Raw genomic sequence first — 18,924 nt, 5'->3', positions numbered from 1 at the left:
TGCCTAGGGCCCTAACCGATAGTCGTGGGGTTCGATGCGGACGGTGAGTCCGGTGGGACTGGTCCAGGTGATGACGCCGTTCTCGTCCTTCGTATACGTCCAGTCGCCGTGGGTTTTCGCGTTGTGCCAGCGCCGGTCGACCGGGGTGTTGTTCCACGGGTCGGTCGGGCCGCGGGCATCGTGCGGGATGTTGTGTTCCATGTCGGTCAGGGACGCATCGACCGTGCTGTGCGGACCGGCGGAGTGGATGTAGCGGGCGATCAGCTGGTCGGCGAGCGCGGGCGGCACGGTGTAGGTGCTGGTGCCGTAGTCGAGCAGGTGCCCGGTGAGCGGGTCGGTGACCAGCCGGCGCAACGGCGCGCCGTCGGCGAGCAGCCACAGCGCTGCCTCGGCGGGTAGCGGCCCGATCCCGGGGATCTCGGCCGGGTGCGCGTTGAGCCCGAGCAGGGTGGGCAGCTCGATCACGACGTTCACGGTCGGAATCCGGCCGTGCCGGCGCGGCACGCCGGGTTCGCCCAGGTAGGTCTCCGCCATGTCGCGAAGTCCGGCGAGCTTGCGCTGATCAGCGGTCCCGCCGAGGGTGTCTGCGGTTTTCGCGGCGTAGGCAGTCAATGCCATGTGGATCTCGGTGGTGATTTCCAACGGGCCCCGCACATACAGCTCACCGGTCCCGTCGTCACCGAGCTCATGACAGACCCGCACCTCGGCCCGGGCCGCTTTCGCCCTGGCGGCGAAGGCAGGGTCCAGCGCCGCGACCGCCCGGCGCACACCTGCCCGGAACCGGGCGGTGGACTGGCCGTGCGCGCGCGGGAGCACCCGGGCCTCCACCTTGCGGGCAATCTCGGCCGGCAGCTGGTAGGTCGCGTCGTGCAACACCCGCGCCTGCGCAAGCGTGAGACGGCCCGCCCGCATCGCCTCCCGGGAAGCCCGCAACACCGTCGCCAGGTCCCGGGACAACCCGATCAGCCGATCCGCCGCATACACGCTGCTGGTGGTCGCGACCGCAACCTCGTGGGCGGCGAACGACTGCTCATCCACCTCCGCTTGCGTCGTTGGCAGCGGGCCGGCGATCACCGCGGTCAGCTCCGCCCGTGCCGCCTCGACGAACCCGCCCAGCGCGGTCAGCTCCCGCAACGCCACACTGCGCGCGGTCTCGGAAAGCACCTCGGCCGGGACCGCGGTCAACCATGCCAACGAGGCCGGACCCGGACCCGCCGCCACCGCCCGATCCACCAGCCGGTCACACGAGTCCACCCACTCCGCACTCACCCCGTCCGGCAACCCCTCCGCGGACGGCGGACCCAGCTCGGCCCAGACCTCGGCCGGGATCGGTTCCCAATCCGCCGGCGGCCCCGCCAACCCGAGTTCGAACACATGTTCGACTATAGCTCAGCCCAGAGACAGCCCTTCGCCGTTTCCACAGGGAGCCGGTGCGGTAGCCCGGTCCATTACCCGACCATGGCCTCCGTGCACTCGCTGAACTCGGGTCGAGGTCGGCGTTCTGGCGGATGCGTGAACGGTGTCGTCCGCTTCGTCTCGCCGATCACTCGATGCGACGCCGCGCACCTCAGTCGTAGACGCCTTCCAGCGTCCAGACCGGACGATCGGTACGGCGCATCTCGCCGGCGACGAGGTAGGCGCGGCCGCGAACGTCGACCAGCTGTAACCGGGCCACCCGGCTGGACTGCTCGGGGTCCCACCACCGCTCGTCGACCGGCCACGGACCGGCCCAGGACGTCACGGCCACTGCGGGCTGGCCGCCGAGACCGATCCGCGCCGGCGGGCGGACCAGCCCGCCGCGCTCGGTGACCACCACCGGCTGCCCCACCTCGTCGAGTACGGCGACCGACGCCGGTGGGTCGATCAGCACCGACGGTGCGGGAGCCGGCAGCCGTCCCGGCCACGGCCGGTCCGGCTCGCGGTCGGGCGGGCGGTCCTCGCCCCACGGCACCAGCCGGGTCCGGTCGATCGGGCCACGCCCACCCTCGACCGAGGGCACCACCACCGAGCCGAGCCCCAGCATGGTCTGCACCCGGGCGAGCGCCCGGTGCGCACGCTCGCCGGCCTCGCCCGGACCGCCCCACAGCGCCTGCTGATGGGCGCCGGTCGGCACGGTCTCGACCGGGACGAACCGCAGCCGGGTGATCCCCGCGGTCGGGCACTGCCCACCGGCGCCGGTCCCACCGTGCAGCCAGCCCTCGAGCTGCCAGCGGATCCGGTCGACGACGTCGGGCGCGGTGAGCACGCCGGGATGCCGCCATCGCCGCGCCATCGTCTCGCCGTTGTCGGTGAACGCCTCGAGCTCGAAGCACGCACATGACAGGCCACGGGCGCCGAGATCGGCGATGAACCGCTCGGCCGCACTGCGGGCGCTGAACGCGACCACGTCGACCCGGTCCACCGGGGTGTCGAGCTCCACCGTCACGGTGCACTCGGCCGGCGGCTCCCGCACGACGATCGGCCGGTCGTCCCGCCCGCCGGCCTGCCGGTGCGCCCACGCGCCGGCCGGCCCGAACCGCATCAGGACATCCCGCGCCGGCAGGGTGGCGAACTCACCGAGGGTGTGAATCCCCAGCCGTTGCAACAGATCCACCAGCTCGGCGTTGCCGAACGCGCTCAGTGTGGCGATCGGGAAATCGGCCAGGAACTCCGCCGACCCACCGGCCGGCACGATGACCCCGCGCCGGGCGGCCTGCTCGGCCGCGAACGCTCCGTCCGCGATGCCGATCCGGGCATCGTCCTCGGCCAGCCAGCCCACTGCCTGCCACAGCGAGTCGACCAGCTCCGGCTCGCCCGCGAAGCGCCGGATCGGCCCACGGACTCCGACCGAGACCAGGCCCGGCCGCATCACCTCGACCGCCGGCACCACCGCCTCCACCGCGGCGATCACCGGCTCGAAGCAGCGCGCCTCGGCCGGCTCGTCGCGCGCGACCACTACCAGCTCGGGGCAGCGGGCTTGGGCCTCACGCCGGCGCATCCCCCGTCGTACGCCGGATCCACGGGCGACCGCCGAGCAGGCGAGGACCTGGTTGGCCGTGACCACCGCGACCGCCGCGTCGCCGGGAACGTCGCCGGTCATCCGGGCCGTGGTCACCGGCCAGTCCGGGCACCACAGGGTGGCCAGGCGCGGCGGCGTACCGGTCATGGTGTCGCCACTTCAGCGAACCGCCACGAGCCGCGACCCGCGTTCGACCGGCGGCTCGGCCACGACGATCGGCGGGCCGGCGAACGGCACCGGCTCGACAACCGGCTCGACAACCGCAGCGACGACCGGCTCGGTCCCGCCGGTTGCGGCCGGCAACCACAGGCCGGTCGAGCGCGGACGACCTCGACCGTCCGCGCACACCGTCACCCGGCGCCGCCGCAGCCGGCCGTACCCGGTCCCGATCCCGTCCCAGTCCGCAGCCTCGGCCCGTAGTGACAGTTCGGCGTGCGGCCACACCGGTGCTCCGGCCGGACGCGCCGCTGCCCGGTAGGGAACGAAGACCGCGCCCTTGGCCCGGACCCGGGCGGCCAGTCGCCGGATGTCACCGTCGGTCAGCCGGTCCGGCACCCGCGCGACCACCACGTCGACCGCGTCGAGCAGCGCGCCCACCACCGCGACCCAGTCCGGACCGGGGCTCGGCACCATCGGCAGCCGGGCCAGCTCGATGCCGAAGCCACGGGCGGCCTCGGCACTGATCGTCGGCATGGCCACCAGCGCGCACCACGCCCCGTCGGCGGAAGCCGCTCCCACGGTGGCCAGCAGCAGTGACACCGAGCCACTGACCGCGATCGTGCTCCCTCGCCGCAACCCGTCCGGCAGCACCGGAGCCAGGGCCGGGCTGACCCGAAGTGCCGGGACCCGCGAACGGTCTGCCCCGACGATTTCGGTGAGTGGGGTCAGGGCGTCGATCACACCCCGAGTCTCGAACATACGTTCGATCCGGTCAAGCCCGCGTGTCGCGACTGCGCCCGCCGGGATCCTCGCCGCGCTCACCCTACGATCGCGCGATGGCGCTCGAGCTCCCCTGCCCCAACTGCGGTGAACAGATGTACGCCGAGCAGGCCCACAACCGCTGCCCGGCCTGCCTGTACTACGAGCCGTGCTGCGACGGCGCGCCGCAACCGATCTGCCTCAGCCGTGCCGATCCGGAGCCGGCGGCCTGCGAGCGCTGAGCCTCAGGGCACCCGCCTACGGCAGGCGGAACCACACGTCCTTGCCCGGGCTGCCGATCCGCGGCTTGACCCCCCACTCGCCGGCGAGGGACTCGACCAACCGCATGCCGCGACCGCCCAGCGCCATCAGCCGCTCGGGCTGAAGCAGCGGCTGGGTGGGCTCGTCGTCGCTCACCGTGACCGACAACTCCTCGTCGTCGCAAATGATCGACACCGTGATCGTCCCGGCACCGTGCGTGATCGCGTTCGTCACGAGCTCGGAGACCAGCAGCTCAGCGGTGTCGGTCACGTCCTCCGACACCAGCGGCAGCAGCATCTGGCGCACGACCCGGCGAGCCTCGCCCGGCGCGGTGCCGGTCGGCTCCAGATCGATCTGCTGATAGGACGGACTCATCGAAGTAGCTAGCTCCTGCAACAGCCGCCCCCCGAGTCGAGCGGCAGGTCCTTCGATCGTCCCGCGGCCGCCCGCCGTACGAACCGTCCCTGCAGCGCATTCGCCCGCCGGCCGGCGTTCGGCCATTCGGGCTATCGGCGACCGCCAGCGGGCTAACCCGGGCGCCTGCTCACCGGGTCAGACGTTGACCGTGGCCAGCCGGGTCCCGCCGTTGCCCAGCAGGATCAGCTGAGCGAGCTCGGAACGCGGCAACCGGGTCGAGCCGGTCTCCTGCGCCCAGCCCGAGTACGTCGCGTCCCAGCGACCCGCGACGTCACGGGTGCCGTCCTTCCCGACCGCGATCAGCTGGCAGTGCTCGTCACGGGGCAGCCCCGACACGGTGACGTTCAGCCCGGTCCCGGACGCCTGCGAGGCCAAGGTCACCCGCATCGTGACCCCGCTCTGGGTGGCCGTGAAGCTCGACCGCGGGTGCTGGTCGTGATGGGCGAGAGCGACCGCGCCCACGCTCGCACCGGCCACCAGTACGGCGGCGGCCGCGACCGCGGTGAGCCGGCGGTACGTCGTGCTCAGCAGGCCACGGCGGGTCCGCTGCTCGTCCTCTTCGCGCGCACGCGCGGCGACCCGGTCGAACAGGTCGGCGGGTGCCGCCATCAACTCGAGCGGGAAGTCCTCGATCGAGAGCCGGTCCAGCAACTCCGGCAACCCGGCGAGCGATGCCAGCTCGGCCCGGCAGGCCGCGCACTGCTCGAGGTGCGCGTCGACTTCTGCCCGCTCGGCCGGGTCGAGCGCTCCGACCACATAGACGCCGAGCGACACGACGGTCTCCTCGCAGGTCATGTCGTCACCCCCCGTTCGGCCAGCGCAAGCTTCAGCGCCCGCAGGGCGTAGAAGGTCCGCGACTTCACCGTGCCCGGCGGGACGCCGAGCGCGGTTGCCGCCGCGGCGACCGACTGCCCGCGGTAGTAAGTCTCGACGAGCACCGCCTGGTGCTCGGGTGAAAGCGCGGCCATGGCGTCGGCGATCAGCAGCCGGTCCAGGCGGACGTCGATCTCATCCGCGGCCGGCACGGTCGCGAGGACCGCGTCGCCGACCTCGTTCGGCCGGGCGGATCGGGCGCGGTGCGCGTCGATCGCGACGTGGTGCGCGACGGTGAACAGCCACGGCCGCACCGGGCCACGACTCTCGTCGAGCGACTCGCGATGCCGCCAGGCGCGCAGCATCGTCTCCTGTACGACGTCCTCGGCCCGGCCCCGGTCGCCGTTCGTGAGCCGCAGCGAGTACGCGAGCAGCGCGCCGGCATGCGCGTCGTACAGCTCGCGTAGCGCGGCTTCGTCGTCGGCGTCCACAGCGGTGATCACCTTTCACCCACGGATGAGCAGCCGGATCGGTTCACCCGGCGTTAACGGCGTCGCGGCGGGGCCCTGGCGTTATGGTGACGCCGGAGGCCGGTCTTGACCAGCGCCGGACAGGGTGCCCGTGAAGGATTCGGTGCTCGTCGCCGCGCTCGCCGTTGTCGTGATCGCGCTGATCCTGGCCGCCCAGTACTTCATCCGCGGCAGCAAGAAGCTCGGCACCTCGGCCCAGCGCACCACGTACGCGACCTTGCACACCGCGAGTACGGCGGCCGGCGGCCTGCGAGCCGGCCTGACCGCGGAGAGCGCGACGAAGTCGGCGCCGCCGCTGCGCAAGCTGCTAGGGACGCCGGCGCTGGTGATCGGCGACGCCGCCGGCGTACTCGCCAGCGACGGAGCCGATGAGACCCATGTCGGGCTCGTCGCACCGCTGCTCGCCCAGGTAGTCGCGGACGCGCGCGCCCGGTTGATCCAGTCGAGCGAGCTGGTCTGTGGCGCGGCCTACTGCCCACTGGCCTCGGGAGTCGTCGTCCCGCTGCAGGTGTCGGACCGGGTGGTCGGGGCCATTGCGGTGCTCGACGAGCGGGCCCGGCCGGACCTGCTTCGAGCCGCCGGCGAGGTTGCCGCCTTCGCCTCGTCGCAGCTCGAGCTCGCCGAGCTCGACCTGTCGAAGACCCGCGCGATGCAGGCCGAGCTGAAGTTTTTGCGCGCCCAGATCTCGCCGCACTTCGTCTACAACGCGCTCACGGCGATCGAGTCCTACATCCGCTCCGACCCGGAACGGGCGCGCGAGCTGCTGATCGGTTTCGCGGACTTCATCCGCTACACGTTCAGAACCCACGGCCCGTACGCGACCCTCGCCGAGGAGCTGCGCCTGGTCGAGACCTATCTCGAGCTCGAGCGGGCACGCTTCGGCGATCGACTCGACGTGACGCTGCGGGTGGCGCCCGAGGTGCTTCCGGTCGCCATGCCGTGCCTGACCCTTCAACCCCTGGTCGAGAACGCCGTACGGCATGGCATCGAGGCGGCGGGTGGTGACGGTCACATCTCGCTGATCGTGCAGGACGGTGACACGGAGGCCGTGATCGCGGTGGAGGACGATGGCGTGGGCATGGACCCGGGACGGCTGCGCGAGCAGCTGGCCGGCCGCACGGGTGATGGCGTCGGCCTGCGCAACGTCGACGAGCGGCTGCGCCGGGTCTTCGGCCCGGGGTTCGGGCTCAGGGTCGAGACCGAGGTCGGGCTCGGGACGAGAGTGGTGATGCGGGTGCCGAAGTTCAAGGTCGGGGTGCGCGCGACATGACCGCGGCCACGCAGCTATCCGTCCTCGCCGTCGACGACGAGGCGCCGGCGCTCGACGAGCTGGTCTTCCTGCTCCAGGCCGATGACCGCGTCGGCTCGGTCGACGTCGCGAGCGATGCGACCGCAGCGCTGCGCAAGCTGCGCGACCACGACTATGACGTGCTCATGCTCGACGTACGGATGCCCAGACTCGATGGCCTCGAGCTGGCTCGCTTGCTGCTGCGCTTTTCGGACCCGCCCTCGGTCGTCTTCGTCACGGCGTACGACGAGCACGCGCTCGAGGCCTTCGAGGTACGCGCCAGCGACTACCTTCTCAAGCCACCGTCCGCGGACCGCCTCGCGGAGACCCTTGACCGGATCTGCGAGTCGAAGGCCGCCAACCGCTCCGTGCCCGACGACCTGAGCATGATCCCGGTGGACACCGGCGGCACGACCCGGCTGATCGACCGCTCCGACATCGCCTGGGTAGAGGCACAAGGCGACTACGTCCGGCTGCACACGGTGAGCGGCGCCAACTACCTCGTCCGCCTGACGATCTCACTGCTCGCCGACCGCTGGGATGACCACGGCTTCGCCCGCATTCACCGCGGCTACCTCGTGTCGATCCGGCACATCACCGAGATCAGCACCGAAGCGGGCACGTCCACCGTGCGGATCGGCCGGACCGAGCTGCCGGTCGCTCGCCGGCACACCCGCGAGCTGCGGGACCGCTTGGTCCGGGCGGCGAGGCGCGGCGGCCTGCGGTGACCGCTCGGTGACCCTCGACCCGATCCGGCCGGGCCGCCAGGTCGTCCAGGCACCGTCGGTAGGCGCGGCCGGCGCGCGACCCCTGCCCGACGTCTCGGACCTGAGCACGGACAACCCGTACGGCGTTGTGCTCATCACAGGGCTGATCCGGGCCCAGCTCGGGCTGACGATCGGATTCGCCGCGTTGACGATCGCCGTGATCGGTTCGCTGCCAATCATTGCGGCGCTGTTCCCGAGCGTGGTGCATGCCACCGTGCACGGGCTTCCGGTGCCGCTTCTCGTGCTCGGCGGCGGCATCTACCCGGTGCTGGTCGTGTTGGGCTGGGGGTACGTGCACCTTGCCGAGCGGCTCGAGCGCCGCTTCGCCGAGCTGCTGAGCCGGCCGACGTGAACGGGTCCGGGATCGCGGCGGTCGTCGCGATCACCCTGATCACGGTCGCTCTCGGTGCCCGCGGGATGCGGGTGGCGCGAACGCCCGCCGACTTCCTGGTCGCTGCTCGCGCCGTGCCGTCACTGGTCAACGCCTCAGCGATCTCCGGCGAGTACCTGTCCGCGGCGTCGTTCCTCGGCGTCGCCGGGCTGGTCTACGTCAACGGAGTCGGCGCGCTCTGGTACCCGGTCGGTTATGCGACCGGGTACCTCGTGCTGCTGTTGTTCGTCGCGGCACCGCTGCGGCGCTTCGGTGCGTACACGATCCCCGACTTCGCCGAGGGCAGGCTCGAGTCGCCGTTGCTCCGGAAGGTCGGCACCGTCTTCGTGCTGGTCATCGGTTGGTTCTACCTGCTCCCCCAGCTCAAAGGCGCCGGCATCACGTTGCAGGTCGTGGTGGGTTCGCCGTACTGGGTAGGGGTCGTTGCCCTCGGTGCCATCGTCACCGCCAACATCGCGGCCGGTGGCATGAAGGGGATCACTGTCGTCCAGGCCTTCCAGTTCTGGTTGAAGATCGTCGCGATCGCCGTGCCCGCGATCGTGCTGCTGTCGCTGACGCACGCCCGCGCGGATGCGCTCGACCGGCCGGTGGGTGCGACCTTCCCCGTCGCGACGACGGTCTCGGTCACGGAACCGATCGACTTCACGGTGCGCAAGCCGGTGGTCGTGACTGCGTCCGGCACGTTGGACGGGCGCACGGTCGACGGCGCGGTCAGGTTGACCTCCGGGCGGCACAGCGCCGGGCGTGGTGCGAAGCTGCGCTTCCCGGCCGGCGCCGCCGCGCCCAGCGCGGTCGGCCTCGACGAGCTGACCGGACGGCAGTGGTCGATGCCGTTCGCGAGAGCGGGCTCCGGTGAACAACATCCGCTGGCGGCGACGTACGGCTTGATCCTCGCCACCTTCCTCGGCACGGTCGGCCTGCCGCACATCCTGGTTCGCTTCTACACCAACCGCGACGGCCGATCGGCGCGGCGCACGACCGCCATCGTCCTGCTGCTGGTCAGCTGCTTCTACCTGTTCCCGGTGGTATTCGGCGTGCTCGGGCGACTCGAGGCGCCCGGTCTCTACCTGACCGCCAACACCGACTCGGTGGTCCTGGTCCTGCCGAAGCTCGCGGTCGCGGGACCGGGTGGCGTCACCCTCGCGGCGCTGGTCGCGGCGGGAGCGTTTGCCGCCTTCCTGTCCACCTCGTCGGGCCTGCTGATCAGCGTCGCCGGGGCGCTCTCCCACGACCTGCTGGACGGGAGCGTGCGCACCTTCCGCTGGTGTTCCGTGGTCGCCGGCGCGCTGGCGATCGGCGCCGGGCTGCGGGTCGGTGGGTTCTCGCTCAACCTGCTGGTCGGCTGGGCGTTCGCGATCGCCGCGTCGACGTTCTGCCCGCTGCTGCTGCTCGGCATCTGGTGGCGGCGGCTCAGCCGGACCGGCTGCCTCGCAGGTCTGGTCGTGGGCGGGCTGACCTCCGCGACGGCGATCGCGATCACCATGCTCGGCGGCGGCCAGACGGGCTGGCCCGCGGTCCTGCTCGGCCTGCCCGCGATCTGGACAGTGCCGACGAGCTTCCTCGTCATGATCGTCGTCTCGCTGCTCACTCCGGGGTCGTTGCCGGAGGACGTCGCCGGCAAGATGCTCGTGCTCCATCTGCCCGAGGGACTGCGCGGCCCGATGCCACGGACCTGGCCGACCGCACCCCCTACTGCGGTAGCCCGGGAGACCGGCTGGGCATAGTGGCAGTGGCCACTACCTGTCCTGATGCCCGGGACACCGAATGCCGTTCGTCGCGGCCCACGTGCCGCTCGGCGCAGGCTTCGTGACGTTCGGCGTCTCGTGCCCGGCAGGTCGTTGCTACCTGCACGGGTGTCGTCAAAACTCCACACCGTTACCGAAGGGACGAACACATGACGCAGCGTCCGACCTCCGACCCGCTGCCCGACCTCGACGCACTGCATCACGAGTCCCGACGCTTCGACCCGCCAGAAGAACTCGCCAAGAACGCCAACGCGCAGCCCTCGATCTACGACGAGGCGGCCGCCGACCGGCTGGCCTTCTGGGAGGAGGCGGCGAAGTTCCTCACCTGGGACACCGGGTGGAGCGAGACGTTGGAGTGGAACCCTCCGTTCAGCAAGTGGTTCATCGGCGGAAAGCTCAACGCCGCCGTCAATGCGGTGGATCGCCACGTCGACGCCGGCTACGGCGACAAGGTTGCCTACCACTGGGTCAGCGACGGTGACACCGAGCGGCGGGACATCACGTACGCCGATCTCCAGCGCGGCGTGTCGAAGGCCGCGAACGCGCTGACCGAGCTGGGCCTCAAAGCCGGTGACCGGGTCACGATCTACATGCCGATGATTCCTGAGACGGTCATGGCGATCCTCGCCTGCGCGCGGATCGGCGCCCCGCACAACGTGGTGTTCTGCGGCTTCTCCGCCGACGCGCTGCGTGGGCGCATCCTCGACTCCGACTCCCGCGCGGTCATCACCACCGACGGGCAGTTCCGCCGCGGCGCACCGACTCCGGTCAAGCCAGCCGTCGACGAGGCCCTGGAGGAGTGCCCGGACGTCGCGAAGGTCCTCGTCGTACGCCGTACCGGTGGCGACGTCGAGTGGCACGACGGCCGCGATGTCTGGTGGCACGACGTCGTGGATTCGGCGAGCGACCAGCACGAAGCGCAGGCCTTCGACGCCGAGCACCCGCTGTTCATGATGTACACGTCCGGCACGACGGCGAAGCCGAAGGGCATCCTGCACACGACGGGTGGCTACCTCACCCAGGTGTCCTTCACCCACCGGATGGTCTTCGACCTCAAGCCCGACACCGACGTCTACTGGTGCGCCGCCGACATCGGCTGGATCACCGGGCACAGCTACATCGTGTACGGACCCCTGATCAACCGGGCGACATCGGTGATGTATGAAGGCACCCCGCACCCGGGCGACAAGGACCGCTGGTGGAAGCTGATCGAGTCGCTCAAGGTCTCGATCCTCTACACCGCACCCACCACCATCCGGACCCTGATGAAGTGGGGCGCCCAGGAGGTCGAACCCTACGACCTCACCTCGTTGCGGCTGCTGGGTTCGGTCGGTGAGCCGATCAACCCGGAAGCGTGGATCTGGTACCGCGACACCGTTGGCGGCGGTCGTACCCCCGTGGTCGACACCTGGTGGCAGACCGAGACCGGGGCGATCATGATCAGCCCGCTACCCGGCATCACGTCGACGAAGCCTGGTGCCGCGATGCGCGCGCTGCCCGGGATCAGTGCCGATGTCTTCGACAACGCCGGCCACCCCGTCGGCAACGGCGGCGGCGGACTGCTCGTTCTCACCGAGCCGTGGCCGTCGATGCTGCGCGGCATCTGGGGTGATGACGAGCGCTACAAGCAGACCTACTGGTCGCGGTTCGACGACGTCTACTTCGCCGGTGACGGCGCGAAGAAGGACGAGGACGGCGACCTGTGGCTGCTCGGCCGGGTCGACGACGTGATGAACGTTTCAGGCCACCGGATCTCGACCACCGAGGTCGAGCACGCCCTGGTGAGTCACCCGTCCGTCGCCGAGGCCGCGGTCGTCGGCGCCTCTGACCCGACAACCGGTCAGGCGATCGTCGCGTTCGTCACCCCGCGTGGAAGCGTCGCCGAGGACGAGACGTCCGGTGACGCGTTCGTCCAGTCGCTTCGCGACCACGTCGCGAAGGTCATCGGTCCGATCGCCAAACCCCGCCAGGTTTTGGTGACACCGGAACTTCCCAAGACTCGCAGCGGAAAGATCATGCGTCGGCTGCTGCGGGACATCGCAGAGAACCGAGAGTTGGGAGACGTCACCACGTTGCTCGACCCGACGGTCACCGACGCGATCCGCAAGAACATGGCAGGGGACGCCGACAAGGAGGAGTAACGCATGGCCGAAACGACTGCCGTTCAACCTGCGGCTCAACCCGTGGCCTTACCCACGGTGGCGGATCCCGCTCCGCTCGGGCTCGCGGGCTTCGCGATGACCACTCTCATCCTCAGCTTGCACAACACCAACACTTGGGCGGCCGGCGCGTTCTCCGCGATCTCGCTGGCACTCGCCTATGGCGGTGGTGCGCAGCTGCTCGCCGGGATGTGGGAGTTCAAGCGCAACAACACGTTCGGTGCGACCGCGTTCTCGTCGTACGGTGCGTTCTGGATCGCCTTCTGGTATCTGAACGTGCACGGTGGGTTCACGGCGGCCGATGGACCGGTTGTCGTCGGCACCTTCCTGCTCGGCTGGTGCATCTTCACCTTCTACATGACGATCGCCTCCCTTCGGACCAACGGCGCCGTTTTCGTGGTCTTCGCACTGCTGACAATCACGTTCGTGCTGCTGACCATCGGGGCGTTCCACTCCAGCCCAACCGCCACGGTGCCGGACGGGATGACGAAGGCGGGTGGCTGGTTCGGTGTCGCTACGGCGGCGGCGGCCTGGTACGCGTCGTTCGCCGGGGTAACGAACACCACCTTCGGCCGGCCACTCATTCCGGTCTGGCCGCTCACGCGGCCCTAGACCGCGGCCGTGCGGAACGGGTCCCCGGGCCCGGACCGCCACGTTTCGGCCGGGGCGCCTTCGGACGCAGGTGCCCCGGCCGAACCATGTCCGGAGTGGCCCGGCGCGAACGCGGGTCAGCGCAACGGTGGGAAGTCGGGTGCGCGCTTCTCGAGAAAGCTGACGACACCTTCCGCGAGGTCCGGCCTGGAGAACGAGGCCAGCATCAGGCCGGCCGAGCGGTCGAGTGCCTCGCGGAAGGTTGCCTCGGCATCCGCCCATAGCTGCTGCTTGATGTCACGCAGCGCCGCCGGTGAGCAGCACCGGACGATCTCCCGCGCGTAGTCCAGCGCCGCGCCGAGGGCGTCGTCGGCGATCCGGTCGACCAGTCCGATCGCCAGCGCCTCGTCGGAGCCGACTGACCGACCTGACATCAGCAGATCCACCGCCCGCGACCACCCGACGAGGCGCGGCAGCATCCAGGACATCCCGTGCTCGGCGACCAGCCCGCGTCTGGCGAAGGCAGTCGACAGCTCGGTGCCGGCAGCGAGGAACCGCAGGTCGCAGTACATCGCCCGGGTCAGGCCTAGACCGACGCACGGCCCGTTGATCGCGGCGATCACCGGCTTGGGAACGGTGGGCTCGACCTGGTCCTCGGGCCGCAGACCGTCCTGCGGCGGCGCGGCGCCGGCCACCAGCTCGGTCAACAGCGACAGGTCTGCGCCCGCACAGAAGCCGCGCCCTGCCCCGGTCACGACGACGACGCGCACGTCCGGGTCGGTCGCGGCCTGCTCCATGCGGGCCAAGTAGTCGCGACCCATGTCGAGGGTCCACGCATTGAGCTTGTCGGGACGGTTCAGAGTGAGAAGCGCGACCCCGCCGTCGACGTCGTACAGAACCAGATCGCTCATCAGCGCATCCTCATCAACGCGGCGCAAGGTCGGCCGCGGCCTGCGTGGGCGAGACACCGACGGGAAGCAGGGCAATCACCGGGGTCGTGATGCCGGCCTCGACGTAGGCCTGGATCCGCTCGCGGCACGCCGCGGGCTCGCCGTGCACGACGAGGGTGTCGACCAGCTCGTCCGGGATTGCGGTCAGCGCGCCCTTGCGGTCCCCCGCCGCCCACGCGTCCTGCATGCCCGCCATCAGCTCGGTGCGGCCGAGCCACTCGTGGAAGGCCCGATAGACCGGCACGGTGAGGTACGCCGCGATGGCGAACCGTGCGATCGTCCGAGCGGGTTCGACGTCGGCGGTCGGCGCGACGAAGATCCGCGCGGCGATCTCCTTGTCGGGGTTGTCCTCCCGAACGTACGGCGCGACGGTGCTGACGTCCTCCGGCGAGAGCCAGTTGACGATCGCTCCATCGGCCTCCCGCCCGGCCAGCCGTAACATCCCGCTGCGCAACGCGGCGATCAAGATCCTGGGCGGCACCTCGGGAGGCGTGTTGAGCCGGAACCCCTTCACCGAGAACGTCTCGTAGTTCTCGGTGACCTTCTCCCCCGAGAGCGCGGCACGTAGGAAACGCAACATGTCGCGCACCTTCTGGTACGGCGACTCGAACGGAACGTCGTTCCACTGCTCGACGATCACATTCGAGGACGAACCGATCCCCAGCACGAATCGACCCGGAGCCGCGGCTGCCATGGTCGCCGCCGACATCGCCAACGTCGCGGGCCCGCGGGTGTAGACGGGGATGATCGCCGTACCCAGCCGCAGTCGTGGCGCCCAGACGCTTGCCAGCGCCAGTGGGGTGAAGCCGTCGGTCGCGTGCGACTCGGCCGACCACAGGTCGGTGTAGCCGAGATCGGGCAGCCGCTCGACCAGGTCCCGCTGCTCGATCAGCGGAACGCCCTCGAACGGGAAGGTGATCCCGTAGCCGGTCATAGCCCGAGAGAGCGACCGATGATCTCCTTCATGATCTCGGTCGTCCCGCCGTAAATGGTCTGCACCCTGCTGTCGAGATAAGCCTTCGCGATCGGGAACTCGGTCATGTAGCCGTAGCCGCCGTGTAGCTGCAGGCAGCCGTCGATGACGCGCTTCTGCAGCTCCGTCGTCCACCACTTCGCCATCGCGGCGTCGGTGACACTCAGCCGGCCCGCGTTGAGCTCGAGGATCGCCTTGTCGAGATAGACCCGCGCGATCTCCACCTCGGTCGCCAGCTCGGCGAGGACGAACCGAGAGTTCTGGAAGGAGCCGATCGGCCGGCCGAAGGCGGTGCGGGTCTTGCAGTACTCGACGGTTGCGGCAAGCACGTTCTCGGACGCAGCGACCGCACCGACCGCGATCGACAACCGCTCCTGCGGCAGGTTGTCCATCAGGTGGACGAAGCCGCGGTTCTCCTCACCGAGCAGGTTGGTCACCGGCACGCGGACGTCGCTGAAGAAGAGTTCGGCGGTGTCCTGCGCCTTCAGCCCGATCTTGTCGAGATTGCGGCCGCGCTCGAACCCCGGCATGCCGCGCTCGACCATCAGCAGCGAGATGCCATGCGCGCCCTTGTCCGCGTCGGTCTTGACCACGACGACCACCAGGTCGGAGTTGATGCCGTTGGTGATGAACGTCTTCGATCCGTTCACGACCCACGAGTCGCCGTCGCGGACTGCTGTGGTCTGGATGCCCTGCAGGTCCGAGCCGGCAGCCGGCTCGCTCATCGCGATCGCTGTGATCAGCTCACCGGAACAGAACCCGGGAAGCCAGCGTGCCTTCTGCTCGTCGGTCGCCAGCTTGATCAGGTACGGCGCAACGACGTCGTTGTGCAGGCCGAAGCCGATACCGGAGGCGTGCGCGCGAGTGACTTCCTCGACGAGGACCGCGTTGTAGCGGAAGTCCGAGACGCCGCCACCGCCGTACTCCTCCGGCACGTCGAAACCGAGCAGGCCGTGCTTGCCGGCTTCGAGCCAGACGCCGCGATCGACGATGCCCGCCTGCTCCCACTCGGCGTGGTGCGGCACGACATACCGCTCGAGGAACCCGCGGACAGTGGCTCGGAACGCCTCGTGGTCAGCCTCGTAGAGATCCCTGCGCACGCGAACAGAATACGGTTCGGAGTCAGGACGTCGCGCGCCGCACGCCGCGGTAGCCGAGAGTTGCGATCCCGGCCAGCACCGCGAGCACGAGGACCACCAGCAGCAGCGGCCCGAGTGCGCCGACGATCGCATCGAAACCGCGGGCGAACCGGCTCACCGAGTCGTGCCAGGCCTTGCCGATCCCGCCCTTGTGGTGAACCTGGTGACGGGGCGCAATCAGGGTGGGTTGGTCGACCGAGACGGTCAACGTCCCGTCGGCGCTCTGGTTGCGGAGCACGTTCAGCTCGCCCTGGAGCTCGTCGATCTGCGACTGCACGTCCTCGACCCGCTGCTGCACCTCAAGCGTCGCGCCGATGGTTCGGGCCCGGCCGAGGATCGTCAGGTAGGTCGCACGGGTCTGCCGCAACGCAGTGATGCGCGCACCGAGATCGACGACCTTGCCGGTGACATCGTGCGCGTTGGTCGTCAACGACTCGACATGACCGAGCTTTTCTGCAGCGATGACGGCGTTGTCGAAGCTGGCAACCGGGATCCGCAAGGTCAGCTGTCCGGCGGGTTCACCGGCGATCGTCTCGGTGCTGCTCTGCGACACGTATCCACCAAGCGACGTGGTCAGGCTCACCAGCTTCGTGACGGTCGACTGGACCTGCCCGCGGGACACGCGCAGGTCGAGCCGTCCGGTCTTCACGACCCGGGTGGCGGTGACCGCATCGGCCGCCGTCTGCACCGTCAGGCCTTCCTGCGTCGACCCCTGGACACCCGTCGCACCCGAAGGGGCCGCCGTCGCCGCCGGAACCGGCACCGCGGGAGCGCCCGCACCCACGCCGAACGTGGACGTCCGGCTCGGTGCGTTGTGCGATCCGGCAGTGGAGGTCGACCCAGCACCCCCGGCCGACTCGTTGCTCCCGTGGTTGCCGCCCAACGCGAGGGCGCTCACGATCACTGCCAGTACGGCGGCAAATATGCCGTACCCGATGATGCGGGCCCTGCGGTGCTCTGCCATGTCGCGCCTCCCGGAGTGATCTCGCGGGTTGGACGCACCGGGGAACCGAGGCGTTCCCGGCCTCAGGCGGCCGGTTCGCCGCCGGTGTCGACGACGGCCAGAATCGCGCCCGCGTCGACCTGGTGGCCCGCCGTGACGCGCATCTCCACGACGGTGCCATCGGCCGGGCTCGCCACCGTGTGCTCCATCTTCATGGCGTCGAGCACGACCAGCGGCTGATCGCGAGCCACCTTCGCGCCGGGCTCGACGAGCACTCGTACGACGGTGCCCGGCATGGGCGCGACCAGCGAACCCGCAGTCGGTGCGGCAACGGTCGCCCCGAACCGCGGGACGACGGCGAACTCTGAGCTGCCCACGTCGGAGTCGACGTCGATCGTTGCCTCATCGGCCGGTACGACGACGTGATAGCGGCGACGGACGCCCGCGACCGTTGCGTCGATCACGTGGTAGGCGGCCGAGTGCAGCTCGACGTCGACCGGTTGCCCGTCGACGGTCACCTCCAGCCCGCCGGTGCGGTCGAAGCGGTAGTCGACGGCGACCTCGGCCCCTGCCTCGGTCAACACGACGGGTAGGGATCCGGACGGGTTGTTGCGCCACCCGCTGGGAATCCCGCGAAGCACCGAGGCTCGGCCCCGGCGCACCACCTGCAGCGCGAGGACCGCCGCGATCGCGTTGGCCGGCGAGGGTCCTTGCGTCGGTGCCAGGTCGGCCGGATCGTGGCGGTCGAGGTATCCGGTGTCGACCGCGCCGGCAAGGAAGTCCGGCTCGGCCAGGATCCCCGCCAGCAGGTCGCGGTTGGTCGTGACGCCGTGAATCCTGGCCCGCCGCAACGCGCGGCAGAGGACTGCCGCCGCTTCCGCGCGGGTGGGTGCGTGCGCGACGACCTTCGCAAGCAGGGAGTCGTAGTGAGGCGACACCGCGTCGCCCCGCTCGAACCCGCTGTCGACGCGGACATCACCGGGAAAGTCGAACTCCCGAAGCACGCCGGTGACCGGTAGGTAACCCTTCTTCGGGTCCTCGGCGCACACCCGGACCTCGATCGCGTGGCCGTCGATGGTCGGCTCGAGTGCCTTCGCCGGCAACGGCTCGCCGTCCGCGATCAGCAGCTGGAGGCGGACCAGGTCCAGCCCGGTGATCGCCTCGGTGACCGGGTGCTCGACCTGCAGTCGGGTGTTCATCTCGAGGAAGAAGTACGAGCCATCGGGTGCAAGGACGAACTCAACAGTGCCGGCGCCGACGTAGCCGACCGCCTTCGCGGCGGTGACCGCGGCGGCACCGAGCTCGCGCCGCAGCGCGGCGTCGACGGCCGGGGACGGTGCCTCCTCGACGATCTTCTGGTGCCGCCGTTGGATCGAGCACTCGCGTTCGAACAGCGCCACGACATTGCCGGACCGGTCGGCCAGGACCTGCACCTCGATGTGGCGCGAGGCCTCCAGATAGCGCTCGAGAAAGACCGTGCCGTCGCCGAACGCGGTTTCGGCCTCGCGACGTGCCGACTCGATCGCCTCGGCCAGCGACTCGGACGAACGGACCACCCTCATGCCGCGCCCGCCGCCGCCGGCGGATGCCTTCACGAGCAAGGGGAATCCGATGCCATCCCCCGCCGCGGGATCCGTGGTCCAGGGCAGAGTCGGCACGCCGGCCGCCTCCATCAGCCGCTTCGCCTCGGTCTTCTCGCCCATCGCCGCGATCGCCTCGGGCGGCGGCCCGACCCACGTCAGGCCGGCCGCCACGACTGCAGTCGCGAAATCTGCGTTCTCGGCGAGGAAGCCGTAGCCGGGATGGACGGCATCCGCCGCCGCGACGCGAGCCGCTTCGACCAGGAGATCGCCGCGCAGGTAGGTGTCGGATGCGCGCTCGCCCGGCAGCCGCAGCGCGACATCCGCCTCGCGAGCGAAAGGAGCATCCGAGTCCCCGTCGCTGAACACGGCAACGGTCTCGATCCCCATCGACCGCGCGGTCCGGAAGATCCGGCGCGCGATCTCGCCGCGGTTGGCGACCAAGAGCCGTCTCATGGCCG

Annotated in this window: 18 protein-coding genes; 7 read left to right on the top strand and 11 right to left on the bottom strand. The window is 70.3% G+C overall.

Annotated elements, in window-relative coordinates; translation table 11 throughout:
- Positions 1-3: 3 nt before the first annotated feature.
- The 3 genes from VME70_10245 to VME70_10235 form a co-directional block, all read right to left on the bottom strand.
- Positions 4-1,374, bottom strand: a complete 1,371-nt coding sequence (locus VME70_10245) for a DUF222 domain-containing protein (GenBank protein HTW20577.1) — start codon at positions 1,372-1,374, stop codon at positions 4-6.
- Positions 1,375-1,567: 193 nt separating this feature from the next.
- Complete coding sequence (locus VME70_10240) at positions 1,568-3,145, bottom strand: DNA polymerase Y family protein (protein ID HTW20576.1); 1,578 nt, start codon at positions 3,143-3,145, stop codon at positions 1,568-1,570.
- Positions 3,146-3,157: 12 nt separating this feature from the next.
- Positions 3,158-3,898, bottom strand: a complete 741-nt coding sequence (locus tag VME70_10235) for a hypothetical protein (GenBank protein HTW20575.1) — start codon at positions 3,896-3,898, stop codon at positions 3,158-3,160.
- 95 nt (positions 3,899-3,993) lie between these two features.
- Here VME70_10235 and VME70_10230 point away from each other — a divergent pair, with 95 nt between their 5' ends.
- Positions 3,994-4,158, top strand: a complete 165-nt coding sequence (locus VME70_10230) for a hypothetical protein (GenBank protein HTW20574.1) — start codon at positions 3,994-3,996, stop codon at positions 4,156-4,158.
- Positions 4,159-4,174: 16 nt separating this feature from the next.
- On the opposite strand, the gene VME70_10225 is transcribed toward VME70_10230, so the two are convergent.
- From VME70_10225 to VME70_10215, 3 genes are all read right to left on the bottom strand, one after another.
- Positions 4,175-4,552 (bottom strand): ATP-binding protein, encoded by a 378-nt coding sequence (locus VME70_10225; GenBank protein ID HTW20573.1) that lies wholly within the window; start codon positions 4,550-4,552, stop codon positions 4,175-4,177.
- 177 nt (positions 4,553-4,729) lie between these two features.
- Entirely contained in the window at positions 4,730-5,389 is a 660-nt protein-coding gene (locus VME70_10220) for a zf-HC2 domain-containing protein (GenBank protein ID HTW20572.1), read from the bottom strand.
- Positions 5,386-5,910: a sigma-70 family RNA polymerase sigma factor gene (locus VME70_10215; GenBank protein ID HTW20571.1), complete on the bottom strand. Its 525-nt coding sequence runs from the start codon at positions 5,908-5,910 to the stop codon at positions 5,386-5,388. The genes VME70_10220 and VME70_10215 overlap by 4 nt, the downstream gene beginning before the upstream one ends.
- 118 nt (positions 5,911-6,028) lie before the next feature.
- Between VME70_10215 and VME70_10210 the strand changes: the two genes are divergently transcribed.
- From VME70_10210 to VME70_10185, 6 genes are all read left to right on the top strand, one after another.
- Positions 6,029-7,207 (top strand): histidine kinase, encoded by a 1,179-nt coding sequence (locus VME70_10210; GenBank protein ID HTW20570.1) that lies wholly within the window; start codon positions 6,029-6,031, stop codon positions 7,205-7,207.
- The gene (locus VME70_10205; GenBank protein HTW20569.1) at positions 7,204-7,953 is read left to right on the top strand and encodes a LytTR family DNA-binding domain-containing protein; all 750 of its coding nucleotides are present in this window, start codon (positions 7,204-7,206) and stop codon (positions 7,951-7,953) included. Before VME70_10210 ends, VME70_10205 begins: the two co-directional genes overlap by 4 nt.
- A 7-nt stretch (positions 7,954-7,960) precedes the next feature.
- Positions 7,961-8,344, top strand: a complete 384-nt coding sequence (locus VME70_10200; protein ID HTW20568.1) for a hypothetical protein — start codon at positions 7,961-7,963, stop codon at positions 8,342-8,344.
- Positions 8,341-10,107: a cation acetate symporter gene (locus tag VME70_10195; protein ID HTW20567.1), complete on the top strand. Its 1,767-nt coding sequence runs from the start codon at positions 8,341-8,343 to the stop codon at positions 10,105-10,107. The genes VME70_10200 and VME70_10195 overlap by 4 nt, the downstream gene beginning before the upstream one ends.
- Positions 10,108-10,277: 170 nt before the next feature.
- Positions 10,278-12,269 (top strand): acetate--CoA ligase, encoded by a 1,992-nt coding sequence (gene acs / locus VME70_10190; GenBank protein ID HTW20566.1) that lies wholly within the window; start codon positions 10,278-10,280, stop codon positions 12,267-12,269.
- A gap of 3 nt (positions 12,270-12,272) precedes the next feature.
- Complete coding sequence (locus VME70_10185) at positions 12,273-12,899, top strand: acetate uptake transporter (protein HTW20565.1); 627 nt, start codon at positions 12,273-12,275, stop codon at positions 12,897-12,899.
- A 116-nt stretch (positions 12,900-13,015) separates the two neighbouring features.
- Here the strand turns inward: VME70_10185 and VME70_10180 are convergent, their stop codons facing one another.
- From VME70_10180 to VME70_10160, 5 genes are all read right to left on the bottom strand, one after another.
- Entirely contained in the window at positions 13,016-13,789 is a 774-nt protein-coding gene (locus VME70_10180) for an enoyl-CoA hydratase-related protein (GenBank protein ID HTW20564.1), read from the bottom strand.
- A 13-nt stretch (positions 13,790-13,802) separates the two neighbouring features.
- Positions 13,803-14,762 carry an LLM class F420-dependent oxidoreductase gene (locus VME70_10175; GenBank protein HTW20563.1) on the bottom strand — a complete coding sequence of 320 codons (960 nt, stop codon included), beginning with the start codon at positions 14,760-14,762 and terminating at the stop codon, positions 13,803-13,805.
- Positions 14,759-15,901: an acyl-CoA dehydrogenase family protein gene (locus tag VME70_10170; protein ID HTW20562.1), complete on the bottom strand. Its 1,143-nt coding sequence runs from the start codon at positions 15,899-15,901 to the stop codon at positions 14,759-14,761. The genes VME70_10175 and VME70_10170 overlap by 4 nt, the downstream gene beginning before the upstream one ends.
- A 22-nt stretch (positions 15,902-15,923) precedes the next feature.
- The gene (locus VME70_10165) at positions 15,924-16,904 is read right to left on the bottom strand and encodes a DUF4349 domain-containing protein (protein ID HTW20561.1); all 981 of its coding nucleotides are present in this window, start codon (positions 16,902-16,904) and stop codon (positions 15,924-15,926) included.
- A 62-nt stretch (positions 16,905-16,966) separates the two neighbouring features.
- Positions 16,967-18,919: a biotin carboxylase N-terminal domain-containing protein gene (locus tag VME70_10160; protein HTW20560.1), complete on the bottom strand. Its 1,953-nt coding sequence runs from the start codon at positions 18,917-18,919 to the stop codon at positions 16,967-16,969.
- Positions 18,920-18,924 lie beyond the last annotated feature (5 nt).

This window comes from Mycobacteriales bacterium (genome assembly GCA_035504215.1).
GTDB lineage: Bacteria > Actinomycetota > Actinomycetes > JAFAQI01 > JAFAQI01 > DATAUK01.
The sequence above is the reverse complement of the archived record's forward strand: the minus strand, read 5'-3'. Positions and strand labels throughout refer to the sequence as shown.